General features: G+C 31.3%; 12 protein-coding genes. 9 read left to right on the top strand and 3 right to left on the bottom strand.

What is annotated here, in order from left to right; genetic code table 11:
• The first annotated feature begins 124 nt into the window (after window positions 1–124).
• The 7 genes from DFQ07_RS13925 (at window position 125) to DFQ07_RS13895 (ending at window position 9273) form a co-directional block, all read left to right on the top strand.
• Entirely contained in the window at window positions 125–3271 is a 3147-nt protein-coding gene (locus DFQ07_RS13925; RefSeq protein ID WP_133537861.1) for a SusC/RagA family TonB-linked outer membrane protein, read from the top strand.
• A 12-nt stretch (window positions 3272–3283) separates the two neighbouring features.
• Window positions 3284–4762 (top strand): SusD/RagB family nutrient-binding outer membrane lipoprotein, encoded by a 1479-nt coding sequence (locus tag DFQ07_RS13920; RefSeq protein WP_133537860.1) that lies wholly within the window; start codon window positions 3284–3286, stop codon window positions 4760–4762.
• 117 nt (window positions 4763–4879) lie between these two features.
• Window positions 4880–5959 carry a diphosphomevalonate/mevalonate 3,5-bisphosphate decarboxylase family protein gene (locus DFQ07_RS13915; protein WP_133537859.1) on the top strand — a complete coding sequence of 360 codons (1080 nt, stop codon included), beginning with the start codon at window positions 4880–4882 and terminating at the stop codon, window positions 5957–5959.
• A 19-nt stretch (window positions 5960–5978) separates the two neighbouring features.
• Window positions 5979–6476, top strand: a complete 498-nt coding sequence (locus DFQ07_RS13910; protein ID WP_133537858.1) for a toxin-antitoxin system YwqK family antitoxin — start codon at window positions 5979–5981, stop codon at window positions 6474–6476.
• Between the two features lie 51 nt (window positions 6477–6527).
• Window positions 6528–7454: a mevalonate kinase family protein gene (locus tag DFQ07_RS13905; RefSeq protein ID WP_133537857.1), complete on the top strand. Its 927-nt coding sequence runs from the start codon at window positions 6528–6530 to the stop codon at window positions 7452–7454.
• A gap of 17 nt (window positions 7455–7471) precedes the next feature.
• Window positions 7472–8389 (top strand): geranylgeranylglycerol-phosphate geranylgeranyltransferase, encoded by a 918-nt coding sequence (locus DFQ07_RS13900; RefSeq protein WP_133537856.1) that lies wholly within the window; start codon window positions 7472–7474, stop codon window positions 8387–8389.
• Between the two features lie 47 nt (window positions 8390–8436).
• A complete protein-coding gene (locus DFQ07_RS13895; protein ID WP_133537855.1) occupies window positions 8437–9273 on the top strand; it encodes a pseudouridine synthase in 837 nt (278 codons plus the stop codon).
• 495 nt (window positions 9274–9768) lie between these two features.
• Here the strand turns inward: DFQ07_RS13895 and DFQ07_RS13890 are convergent, their stop codons facing one another.
• The 3 genes from DFQ07_RS13890 to DFQ07_RS13880 are packed head-to-tail and all read right to left on the bottom strand — an operon-like array spanning window position 9769 to window position 12870.
• Window positions 9769–10131, bottom strand: a complete 363-nt coding sequence (locus DFQ07_RS13890; RefSeq protein ID WP_133537854.1) for a heavy-metal-associated domain-containing protein — start codon at window positions 10129–10131, stop codon at window positions 9769–9771.
• A gap of 31 nt (window positions 10132–10162) precedes the next feature.
• Entirely contained in the window at window positions 10163–12400 is a 2238-nt protein-coding gene (locus DFQ07_RS13885) for a TonB-dependent receptor (RefSeq protein ID WP_133537853.1), read from the bottom strand.
• Window positions 12401–12459: 59 nt separating this feature from the next.
• Entirely contained in the window at window positions 12460–12870 is a 411-nt protein-coding gene (locus DFQ07_RS13880; protein WP_133537852.1) for an HYC_CC_PP family protein, read from the bottom strand.
• A 107-nt stretch (window positions 12871–12977) separates the two neighbouring features.
• On the opposite strand from DFQ07_RS13880, the gene DFQ07_RS13875 reads away from it, so the two are divergent.
• Window positions 12978–13430 carry a GAF domain-containing protein gene (locus DFQ07_RS13875; RefSeq protein WP_133537851.1) on the top strand — a complete coding sequence of 151 codons (453 nt, stop codon included), beginning with the start codon at window positions 12978–12980 and terminating at the stop codon, window positions 13428–13430.
• An 82-nt stretch (window positions 13431–13512) separates the two neighbouring features.
• Window positions 13513–13638, top strand: a complete 126-nt coding sequence (locus tag DFQ07_RS15830) for a hypothetical protein (RefSeq protein ID WP_262708966.1) — start codon at window positions 13513–13515, stop codon at window positions 13636–13638.
• The last annotated feature ends 144 nt before the right edge of the window (window positions 13639–13782 follow it).

The following is a 13782-nucleotide window of genomic DNA, read 5'->3' as shown; positions in this document are numbered from 1 at the left end:
ACCAAACATCAAAAAAACAGTTAAACTAATACATTATTATCAATTAAACACATCATATTATCATTAATTAGCAATTAACACTTTGTTTTAATTCATTTGAGCAAATAATCAAAACAACTCAAATATGAAAACAAAAATTTTATGGATTCTATTTCTATCTGTACAGATCACATTTGCTCAAGAAATAAGCATTTCTGGAGCAGTTTATGATGAGACTGGCCCACTTCCTGGAGTTAGTATTATAATTAAAGGCTCTAGCAATGGTACAGAAACAGATTTTAATGGAAACTATCAGCTCAAGGCTAAAAAAAATGATATCCTAGTTTTTTCTTTTATAGGCAAAAAAACAATTGAAAGAACTGTAAAAGACTCCAATAATATAAAAATCACCTTAATTGACGATCAAAATTTATTACAAGAAGTTGTTATTACTTCTTTAGGAAAAGTAAAGAAAAAAAAGTCATTAGGTTTTGCTCAAGCATCTGTTACAGGAAATGACCTTGTCAAAACAAATGAAGTAGACATCAATAATTCTATTGCTGGAAAAGTCTCAGGCGTTCAAGCAATAGGTAATTCAGGGGCTACGTTTGACAATGCTGGTATAAGATTAAGAGGAAACTCAAATGTTTTATATGTTGTTGATGGTATTAGAGTACAATCTGCAGCAGACATTAATACAGCTGATATAGATAATATATCAATTCTAAAAGGTGGTGCTGCAACAGCTTTATACGGTACAGATGCTAGCGGAGGGGTAATTCTTATCACTTCAAAAAAAGCAAAGCATGGTTCAGAAATTAGCGCTCAATTTAGTACCGAAGTTGGTAGCGTAACCAATTTACTTAAGTATCAGAATGAATATGGTGGAGGTTATAGTCAAGACTTCATCGTTATGTCTAATGGTCAACTTCGTCCAGACTATGGAGCAGACCAATCATGGGGACCAAAACTTGATGGTACATTGGTTAGACATTGGGATAGTTGGATAGAAGGAGACCCTGAATATGGAAAATTAAGACCTTGGTCACCAAATCCTACAAACGTTGAAGACTTTTATAAAGAAGCCATAATTAAAAAAGCAATACTTACATTCCAAAACGGAGGGGACAAACATAATCTTAGCTCTACATTAAGATACGTTGATCAAGAAGGTATTTTACCTAACTCTAGCAGAAAAACAATTCAGGTAAGTACAAACGCTAATTATAATGTAACTGACAAACTTAAGTTAATTGCTAATGTCAATTATCAAGTTAGAAATACTCTGAACAACCCTGAATTAGGGTATACAGGAAGCGGGTCTTTTTTTAGACCTAATCAGTGGTGGCAAAGACAATTAGACATGAAACGTTTGAGAAATTACAAACGTAATGGTAAGTTTGTTTCATGGAACATACAGAGCCCTACAAATCCAACTCCTGCTTACTGGGATTCACCATATTTTGAGTTTTACGAAAACAGAAACGAGCAAGATAAAAATGCTATTTTCGGAAAGATTGCCTTAAACTATGAATTTGACGAAAACTTAAGCGCAACTCTTCAATACAGAAGAACATACAATGCTTTTGATTTTTATAAGATAAGAGCTTTTGGAGGAAGAGGTGGTGCAACTGAACCTAGATATGATGAAAGCACTTCTAAAAATATTGAAGATGAATTTTTTGGATCTTTAACACACAATATAAAGTTTGGCGAAAATAACAAGTTTGACTTAACCTCTATTGTTGGTTTTCAAATTCAAAATAAAAAGTATACATCATACTATGCAAATACTGTAGGTGGCTTAACAACTCCAGAGTTTTATTCAATATATTCATCTGTTGACAGACCATTTGTAGGCAGATATCTTTCTACTGTAAAATCAAAAGCTCTTTTCGGAAACATTACTCTAGGGTTCAAAGATTTACTATTTCTAGACGCTTCTTTACGTTCTGACTGGAGCTCTACAGCCAATCCTGAGAAAAACAGAGTAATAACCTATGGTGTATCTTCAAGTTTTGTGTTTAGTGAATTAATAAAAGATAATAAGTTTATTGACTTTGGTAAATTAAGAGCGGGGTTTTCAAGCGCTCCAAGTTTCCCCGGAATTTACCAAGTCTTTGACACTTACCAAAGCGCTGGAAATTATAATGGAATGCCTCTATATTCGATTCCTTCAACAGCAAAAAATCCTGAAATAGTTGGAGCAAGCTCTAAGGAAAAAGAATTTGGATTAGAAATGAAGTTTTTAAACAATAAAATTGGAGTTGATTTAACATACTACAACACAAAAATTGAAGATTTCCCTAGGTCAGTTACCTTACCATCTTCAACAGGTTTTTCATCTATCCAAAGAAATAGTGGTAAAGAAACCAGAAGTGGTTGGGAACTTGGTTTAAATTTCAAACCTATTACAACAGATAACTTTTCTTGGATATCTACAATAAATTTAGCTACTATAGATTGGGTTGTCGATGAAATCAATGCTACTGATGACCCTAACACACCTAGCTCTCGTATTCTTGATAGAGTTTGGACTTGGAATACAGGTTATATTAATTTAAAAGATGTAGAAGGTAAATCTAAAGGAGGTATTTATGGCTCTAGACCTAAAAGAGATTCTCAAGGCAGATTAATTATTAATCAATCTGAAGGAGATTGGAGCAATCAACTATTTGAAGTTGAAAACGACGTGTTATTAGGAAATTTTTTACCTGATTTAACTGGAGGTTTTACAAATACATTTAAATATAAAAACCTTGAATTAGCAGCATCAATTGATTTTCAAATAGGTGGTGATTACTACTCTACCTCTAAAAAATGGGCAAGAGGCTCAGGGCAATCTATTGAAACAGTAGGCACTAACGATAAAGGAAACTCTATAAGAGATGCAGTAGCTGATGGAGGAGGAATAAGAGTTGATGGTGTAGATTCAGTAACAGGAGAACCAGTAACTAGATACATTGGAGCCTATGCATATTTTGACAGACAACTACCTGCCTTTGGAGAAAATCTTGTTTTTGATGCTAGCTATGTAAAATTACGTCAGTTATCAATTTCATACACTTTACCAAATAAATGGTTTGATAAATGGGGAATAAAGGACATTAAAACTAGCATCTATGGTAATAATTTATGGCTAATATATGCTGATGATGAAATTGACCCTTCAGAAATTGAAAATGTAAGTGGTACAGATTTAGGAAGAAATGGAAGTGGTTTTAGATGGCAAGAGGGAGCTCAATTTCCAAGTCAAAGAACTATTGGTTTAAATCTCAGTTTAACTTTTTAAAAAAGGTACATCATGAAAAAATACATAAAAAACATTTTAATCCTAAGTTTTATTACACTATTAGTAATATCGTGTAAAAAAGTGGATTTTGGAGATGCAAATGTTGACCCAAATAATCCAACAGAAAACTTAACAAATGCTTTGCTTACAAATGCATTATTTGTAACAGGAGGAGCTTCGACTGCAATTACTCCTGGATATTACGTGCAACATTATTCAGACATTCAATATACAGATGGCTCTAGATATGGAACCTCAGAATTTAGCTATGAAGCATTTTATACAGGAACTCTACATAATTTAGAAAGAATCATTAGTTTAAATTCTAATGAAAGTACTAAAGATGAAGTTTCAGTTTATGGTAGCAATGCTAATCAAATTGCTACGGCAAAGCTAGTGAAAGCATACACCTACCATCAAATGACAGACAGATGGGGGTATATACCTTTTTCTCAAGCATTAAAATCAGGAGAATTTGATTTTCCGAAATTTGATTCATCTGCATCAATTTATAATGAACTATTTAATTTAATAGACGAAGCTTTAGCTCAGATTAGTACTTCTGAAAACGGACCTACAGGAGACATTATCTTTAATGGAAACATGGATAGATGGAAACAATTTGGCCATACGTTAAAATTGATAATGGCTTTAAGATTAGCTGATGTTTCAGATGAAATGACTTCTATTTCAGGAATTAATGATTATGCAAAAACTAAATTTACAGAAGCTGTTTCAGGAGCAATAAGCGACCAAGTTGAAGATATACTATTCCCCTACACACAAGATGATGCTACAGATAACCCTTGGCAAGATAGGTACAACGGAAATAGAGCTCCAGATTTTACCGTAAGTAAAACACTAATTGATTTTTTACAAAATACTGACAGAAATGACCCAAGAGTATCAAAGTTTGCAGATGAAGTTGAAAATGCACCAGGAACTTATGTTGGTATGGAATACGCAGTTGTTTCTCCTAATGTAGATAGACAAGATATTTCTTTACTAACATCAAACATTGCCAATAAAGGAGATGCTCCTGGGTATGTTTTCACCTATGCTCAAGTTGCTTTTGCTAAAGCAGAAGCTGTTTTAAAAGGTTGGATTTCGGGTGATACTTCAGTATATTATTATGAAGGAATAAAAGCCTCAATGAAACAATGGGGAGTTACAGATGTAGATTATGATACTTATATAACCCAACCAGCAGTTGTTTGGAATTCTTCTAGAGGATTAGAACTTATAGCTGAACAAAAATGGATAGCTCTTTTCATGCAACCTTTTGAGGCTTGGGCAGAATGGAGAAGGTTAGACTTCCCCACACTAACACCCGCAGCGAGTCCAATAAACGGTACTAACATACCTGTTAGGTATGGCTATTCAAGTACCATTAACGACAGTAATAGGTCTGAACTTGAAAAAGCAATTCAAGCCCAAGGATTACCTCAATTGGATGATTTAAGCACAAAATTATTTTGGGATGTAAAATAAAATTATGCTCTCATTAATTATTTGATTTAATTTACAATCCTATAAGACGGTCTTAGCATTAAGACCGTCTTTTTATTTCATCCTATATAACCTATCTTTACAGCAAATTTTTACACGTTGAATACATCAGAATTTAAATTTCAAACCTCAGATAAAAAAGTAGAAAACTTATCCGTTACTTGGCAAACACCTAGTAATATTGCCTTAGTAAAATATTGGGGGAAAAGCGAACCACAAATCCCTAAAAATGCATCGATAAGCTTCACATTAAATAACTGTCATACAATTACAAGCATACAGTTCAATAGAACATCCGAAAGCAGTGAAGCAGACTTCGAATTATTTTTTGAAGGAAAAAAGAAAGACGATTTCAAACCTAAAATTGCCAAATTCTTTAAAAGAATTCAAGAATACTGTCCGTATATTTTACAATACAAAATGATTATTTCTTCAAAAAATTCATTCCCACACAGTAGCGGAATTGCTTCTTCAGCAAGTGGAATGAGCGCTATTGCTATGTGCTTAATGAGTTTAGAGAGAGAGTTAAACTCTACCTTATCAGATGCATTCGTCAATAAAAAAGCCTCTTTTTTAGCTCGTTTGGGATCAGGAAGTGCCAGCAGAAGTATTGAAGGTCCGTTGGTTGTTTGGGGAAATCACCCAGAGATTAAAGAAAGTTCTGATTTATTTGGAATCAAATTTCCTTATGAAATACATCCAATTTTCGAAAACTATCAAGATACTATTCTTCTTGTTGATAAAGGCGAAAAACAGGTTTCAAGTACTGTAGGACATAATTTGATGCATGACCATCCATACGCAGAAAATCGTTTCATTCAAGCCAATGAAAATTTAGAAAAACTTTCAGTGATTCTTCAAAATGGAAACATAAAAGCTTTTATTAACCTAGTTGAAAGTGAAGCATTAACACTACATGCAATGATGCTAACCAGTAATCCTTATTTTATTTTAATGAAACCTAACACACTAGAAATCATTAATAAAATATGGAAATACAGAGAAAAAAACAACAGCAATATTTGCTTTACTTTAGATGCTGGTGCTAACGTACACGTATTATATCCTCATTCAGAAAAGACTGAAATAGAACTATTTATTAAGAACAATTTGGCTGGATTCTGCCAAAAAAATCAGTATATTTGTGATAGTGTAGGTTTTGGTGCAAAACCTTTATAATCTTAAAAATCCTACTATTATGAGAATTTCAACTTTGTTAATAGCGTTTTTCACAGTCTTTTTAACCTCTTCTGTTATCGCTCAAGATTCAACCATATGGTTTGATCGAAATTGGCAAGAAACCACTAAAGAAAACCATGAATACTACAGGCCTGTTCCTAAGAAAGTAAAAAATGGTTTTTGGATTGTCGATTACTTTAAAAATGGGCAAATTCAGATGGAAGGTTTTAGCACTGTTAACAAACCTAATGAAGAAGAATTTGATGGTTTAGTACTTTATTACCACTCTAACGGCAAACCTTTTCATAAAGCCAACTATAAAAACGGAAAACTGCACGGTATAAGAAAAGTATACTATGAAACAGGAGAACTTAAAGAAGAAGGTAAGTATATTGAAGGAAAAAGAGAAGGCATATGGAAAACTTTTTATAAAAATGGTAAAATAGAAACTAAAGGTAAGTATCGTGACAATGAAAAAGTTGGTGTATGGAAAACTTTTTATAAAAATGTTTACTAGTTTGTGAACTAGTACTTTTACTCGTATGTTTGCCCTGTAATTAAAACACCTATGAAAGGACCCTTATTTTACGCAAAAATATTACTCTTTGGTGAGTACGGCATTATTAAAGATTCTAAAGGATTAGCTATTCCATTTAGCTCATATAAAGGAGCTTTAAAATCTGCTCAAAACTTAACAGGAGAAGCTAAAAAATCAAACCAAAGTCTAGCTAATTTTTACACTTATTTAGTTAATCTAAACTCCGAAATCGTTTCTTTTGATTTGACAGCTTTAAAAAGCGACATTGACAACGGAATGTATTTTGATTCTTCTATCCCTCAGGGATATGGCGTAGGAAGTTCTGGTGCTTTAGTTGCCTCTATTTACGATAAATATGCTAATGATAAAATTACTGTTTTAGAAAACTTAACTCGCGATAAGCTTTTAATCTTAAAACAAATTTTCTCATTGATGGAGTCTTTTTTCCACGGAAAAAGCTCTGGATTAGATCCTTTAAACTCATATTTGAGTTTACCTATTTTAATCAATTCAAAAGAACATATAGAACCAGCTGGAATTCCTTCTCAAAAAGAAGGCAAGGGAGCTGTATTCTTATTAGACTCTGAGCAAATTGGCGAAACCGAACCTATGGTAAACATCTTTATGAATAAGATGAAAAATGAAGGATTCCGTAAAATGATAAGTGAAGAATTTGCAACACATACTGATGCCTGCATTGAAGACTTTCTACAAGGAAATATCAAATCATTATTTGGAAATGTAAAAAAACTATCAAAAGTAGTATTAACAAATTTCAAACCTATGATTCCTAAAGCTTTTCATAAAGTTTGGGAGAAAGGAATACAAACAAACGATTATTACTTAAAGCTTTGTGGTTCAGGTGGCGGAGGTTATATCTTAGGGTTTACTGAAGATTATGAAAAAGCAAAAATCAGTTTAAAAGATTATAAATTAGAATTGGTGTATCGCTTTTAAAATGCTACTATTAAGTAATGAGTACATTTAAAAACAACACCTTACTTTTAAAAATATTTAGCCTTTTATCGGTTATAAGAGGTTATAACATTCTTGTATTAATAGCAGCACAATATTTGGCTGCTATTTTTATTTTTTCTGATACCAAATCAGTAAAACCTATAGTATTTGATTGGCACTTACTTTATTTAGTTATTGCAACTGTTTGCGTTGTTGCTTCAGGGTATATAATTAATAATTTTTATGATAAAAAGGCCGACAAAATAAATCGCCCCATAAAAACAGGAATCGATTCATATGTAAAACAAGAAACTAAACTACGATTATACTTCTTATTAAATTTTATTGGTTTTGGTTTTGGCTGGTTAGTATCATGGAGGGCTGCCTTATTCTTTGCTGTGTATATTTTTGGTATTTGGTTTTACTCTCATAAATTAAAAAAGTATTCATTAATAGGCCTAATATCAGCCACTGTACTAACAATTCTTCCTTTTTTTGTGATTTTTGTACACTATAAAAATTTTTCAAAAGTAATTTTTGTGCATGCTATTTTTCTTTTCCTAGTAATTATGATACGCGAACTAATTAAAGACTTGGAAAACATAAAAGGAGCTATTGCTAACAACTATAATACTTTTCCTGTAAAATATGGTGAACGCAACACCAAAAAACTCGTTATTTTATTAATGACACTTACTTTGATTCCTATTGGTATTTTATATAATTACCCTGCTATTGAATACATGAAATACTATTTTTATTTAGCTGCTATAACTTTAATATTTGTCGGAATCTACATATGGAAATCAACCCAAAACAACCAATATCGACTAGTACATAATATTTTAAAAATACTTTTATTGATTGGTGTTTTTAGTTTACTTTTTATTGATAAATCTTTAATTTTAGACAAAGTAGTCGAAGTTTTAGATTAAAAACCAAATAATTGGCGTAAATTTGCACACTTTTTAAAATTTAAAGTATGAATTCAAAAAACTCGTCGAGAGGACGACAAGCTGGACGTAACAGCAATCCTCAAGAAAAAAATCAATTCAAAAAAGATTTCAGAAAACCAAAAACAAATAAACCTGTTCAGAAAAAAACTGAAGACACAGGTATTCGTTTAAACAAATTCATCTCTAACTCAGGAATTTGCTCTCGTAGAGAAGCTGACACTTACATTGAACACGGAAGCGTTTCTGTTAACGGAAAACTGGTAACTGAAATGGGCTACAAAGTACAGCCTATTGATGAAGTTCGTTTTGACGGAACCTTAATTTCTATGGAAAAAAAGCGTTACGTACTACTAAATAAACCTAAAAATTACATTACTACTATGGAGGACGATCGTGGTCGTAAAACAGTAATGGAAATTATTGCAAGCGCTACCAAAGAACGTATTTATCCTGTAGGAAGGTTAGACAGAAACACTACTGGCTTACTTTTATTTACCAACGATGGTGAAATGGCCAAAAAACTAACACATCCAAAACACAATGTGCGTAAGTTATACCATGCAACTTTAGATAAAAAATTAACCTTATCCGACTTAGAAAAACTACGTGGAGATGTAATTATTGAAGGAAGAAAGGTGTTTATCGATGCTGTTTCGTATGTAGAGGGAGAAAAGAAAAATGAAGTAGGAATCGAAATTCATTCAGGAAGAAACCGTATTGTACGTAAAATCTTTGAACACTTTGGTTATAATGTTATAAAACTAGACAGAGTAGTTTTTGCTAGTTTAACTAAAAAGAATTTACCACGAGGTAGATGGCGTGAATTAACTCAACAAGAAATCAATAATTTACAAATGATGTAATAAAAAAACCAAGTTTAAAACTTGGTTTTTTTATTGAGTGAACTTTAATTTTTTAATTAAATCATTTTACAATTTTCCCTTCTTATTTTCTACTGCTCAAAAAAGCTGTCACATACTGTTTTGTATGAAGAAACGTTGTTTTACACATATAACACTTATATACTTTTGAATATGGTATAAGTTTTAAAACAAAGCTTCTTCTTTTCCTTCTTAAAATATTAGAATTGCACTTTGGACATGTTACTATCATTGTTATTCTTAGTTATAATTCCCCTTTAATTATATTAACCTAAACATAAAAAGTTTAGAGCTAGATTAACTCTGACAAAAGTATTTGTTTCCTCTATACAGGACACCACCCTTTTAGGGTGGTTTTTATTTTTTTAATTTTGTAGTCTTTTTTCAATAAAAACAACTATACAAATTAATTTTATTCCAAAACAACAGGTAAAATGCAAATATTTCTAAAAAGCTTCTGACTAATAGAAAAAGATATTAGTTTTTCTTTTTATGATCTTCCTGCACTTCTTCATCACGATATTTACAACATTCATGTAAATTATCATATGCTTCTTTAGGTGCTTTAAAATCTTTCGTATCGTGCCCTATACTTGCAATAGTTTTTTTAACTGTTTCTGTATTGGTCTTATGCTCATCAATAATTAAACTTAGTTTATGAGTATTTACATCCCATTGTGCAAACTTCACTCCTTTTGTTTTTAACGCAGCTTTTTCAATACGTTTTTTACACATCATACAAACACCATCTACCTCAAAAGATACTTTTGCATTCTTTTTCTGAGCAAATACTGATGTACTTAATAATAAAACTGCTACTAATAAAAATATGTTTTTCATGGTCTCCTTTATTTATTATTTGTTGAATTGATTAATCTATTTTAAATCGTAACCCTGTATAGAAGTTACTTCCAAAAACTGGTGCATATATAATAGTAGTATCAAAATTTGCTCCAAATGGATTATCACTTCCTAAGATAGGATTTTTTTGTTTGTAATTTGTAATGTTTTCAGCTCCAGCGTAAACTTCAAACTTTTTTGAAAACACTTTTGTTATTTGTGTGTTTAACAAATTATAACTATCAGAATAAATTGGTAACTGATTGTTTGTATCTGGTAATCGTTGCTCTCCTATCCAATTATAGGTTACATCAAACTTCCAACTAGCGTCGTTATCTTCTGTTTTAGTTTCGTAAGATACATTGGCAAAAAAACGATGTTTAGCTTGCAATGCTTTCGCTAGGTTTCCAGATTTATAATCAGTAGAAACATCGTAAAACTTATACGAGAATCGAGTATTGAAATACGGAATAATATTTTGATTAACTTCTACCTGAAAACTATTAGCTATACTTTTTCCTTCTAAATTATAAAAAGATATCTCTTGCGGATTTTCCCAATCAACTACTACCTGATTTGAAAAATTTGTCTGATAAAAATCGAATGTTACATCTCCTTTTCTACCAAATAGTTTATACCCTTGTAAAAACGAAACTCCATAATTCCAAGCCACTTCTGGATCTAATCCATAAATATTTCCTCCTGAATTTTCAATAGTAACTGTTCTTGACGAAGCAAAAAACTGTTGATTCTCCGCAAAAATATTAGCACTTCGTTTTCCTCTTCCTACAGAAACCCTAAGTACTCCTCTTCCCAAAGGAACATAACGCATATGCAACCTAGGTGTCACAAAGGTTCCTAACAAATTATGATAATCTAATCGAAGTCCAGCAGTAACACTTAAATTATCAGCATTATCATAAGCATATTCGAAAAATGCTCCTATTGAATTTTCATTTCTATCAAAATTCGAATTCATTACCGCACTTACAAATTCATCGTATTTATCATACGTAAAACTAGCACCTGTTTTAAATTTATTACGAGTATCTCCAATAATTGAGCTAAACATAAAATTACTGTAAAAACTTTGATGCTTAATATTGTACTCTCGTAACCCAAAATAGGAATCTTGTTCATGATTACTGTAGGCTGCTTGAAAACCCATATTTTGAAAAGGTAAATCAGGAAAAACGTACCCTACTTTTACAGAAGTATCAAAACGTTTGGTTTTTATTTCACTTCCCCAAACTGTATTTGAACCTCTATCTTCTTTTGGATTAAAATCAACTTCACCTACCTGTTTTGAATCATCTAAATACCTAAAATTGATAAAACTTACCCATCCTTTTTCGGCATCAGTATATTGCCAACGATTCATCACATTTATTTGTTCTGCTAACGGATTATCTAAAAAGTTATCACTATTCTTATCAAACTTTTCTCCTCTATAATTTCCATGCACATACAAACCAGTTTGCCATTTTTCACTCACTTTTTGATTAAAATGAGTATTCAATTCAAACCTACCACCCATAGCTCCATAAGCATTAAGGTAAAATTTATGATTAGTTGATGGTTTTACTAGCTCAGTATTTATTTGTCCTGAAATACTTTCAAAACCATTTATAACACTTCCTGCTCCCTTTGTTATTTGAATACTTTCAACCCAAGTTCCAGGTGTAAATGTTAACCCAAATGCTTGTGCTGCTCCTCTTATTGATGGTATATTTTCTTGTGTAATTAACAAATACGGACTTGTTAAACCTAACATTTGTATTTGTTTTGTTCCTGTTAATGCATCAGAAAAATTAACATCAATAGAAGGATTGGTTTCAAAACTTTCAGACAAATTACAACAAGCTGCTTTTAACAGTTCTTCACTATTAATAGTTACCAAATTTTGTGTTTGTAAATAAGATCGCTGAGTAGCATCTTTTTTTGCTGTAATAGCAACTTCTTCTAAGGTATTGCTCTCAGTTAAATAATGATTGATTGGTTTTGTACTGTTAACAATTATTGTATCTATTTTATAACCAACAAAACTTATTATTAATTTTCTATATTCTTTTTTATACGGAATACTAAACATTCCTTTTTTGTTAGTAGTAGTACCAACTTCCGTATTTAACCAATGGATATTGGCTCCGTAAACTCCTAAATTATCTTTAGGTCCATTTTTATCTTTTATCACTCCTTTTAACTCTTTCTGAGCAAAAAGTGATGAAGAAATCAGCAAAAAAATACTGACTATAAAAAATCTTTTCATTCTTAATTTATCATACTTAATTATATAATTCTAAACTTTTTGTAAAAGAACTATTAGTATCATATGATAAAAACCTCGTGAAGTACCTGTATATCAAAAAACAGTTTGGGCGGTACATAAAACTTGTGTGGAACAAACTGTTTTTCTAAGTTTGAGAATAATTGCTTGTAATAAATATATGAAGCAACTGCTGTTATAACCTTTGTAAAGGTTACTTTTTCAACAGACGATTTTTGAATTTGAGTTTGTCCTTTTAAAAACTCAGCATCGTCTTTACAACATGAAGGCTCAATTGTTTTACTCTCACAGCTATCCTCTTCTACATCATTACAACTAGCAACGTTTCCTACGTAAGAAATAGCTACTAAAAAATCACCACAAAAATGCTTTTCTACATTAAAAGAAAATGTAGACAGTAGCACAACTAGCGCTAAGAATATTGCTGTTATTTTAGATATATATTTCTTCATTTATTGCAAACATACAAAATTTAAAAATTCTATTTTTTATCACAACTCATACAACTATTTTTGTAAGCTTTAAACACTCTTTACGAACAAGATAAGAAACATAAACAATGAACATACAAGAATTAAAAAATAATATTGACACAATAGCTAACTCTACTTCTTCTAAAGAAGAAAAACTACAACGAATTTGCGATTATTTAGCTTCAGAAATTTCTTACTACGATTGGGTTGGGTTTTACTTTAAAAATGGAGATAAAGAAGAATTAAAATTAGCACAGTTTAACGGAGAACCAACTGAACACACCATTATTCCTTTTGGAAAAGGAATTTGCGGTCAGGTAGCTGTAACTAACAAAAACTTTGTAGTACAAGATGTTAATGAACAAGACAATTATATTTCTTGCGGATGGAAAGTAAAATCTGAAATTGTAATTCCAATTTTTGTTAACGGAGAAAATATTGGACAAATAGATATTGATTCTCATACAATTAACCCATTTACCCCTAATGATGAAGAATTATTAGAGTACACATGCAAAAAAGTAGCAGACTTTATATAATTTTTTCGCAATTGTTTGATTATTAGGATTTTTTTTCTTTAATTTGGTCAGATTTATTAACCCCATTTAATCCCCTTAAATTATGAGTAGTAAAGAATATCCTTCTTATGCAGCATTAGGAAGCGCTAATGCTCACTCAAAATCTCAACAATCTTTATTAGAAAAATTCGCTGTATGGTTTCGTAATTTTTTAGAAACTGCAGAGTAAAATTTTCTTTTTTCATATTTGTTGTACAAAACACCACCAGAATAAGAACAATTTTGGTGGTGTTTTTTTCACTATTCAAAACTTAAAATTTTATTGTATAACCCCCAGGGTTTTACTAGCTTTGCAAGCTTAACAACACAACAA

The organism is Tenacibaculum caenipelagi (assembly GCF_004363005.1).
In the GTDB taxonomy this organism is placed as follows: domain Bacteria; phylum Bacteroidota; class Bacteroidia; order Flavobacteriales; family Flavobacteriaceae; genus Polaribacter; species Polaribacter caenipelagi.
This window is presented reverse-complemented; position numbering and strand designations above follow the sequence as displayed.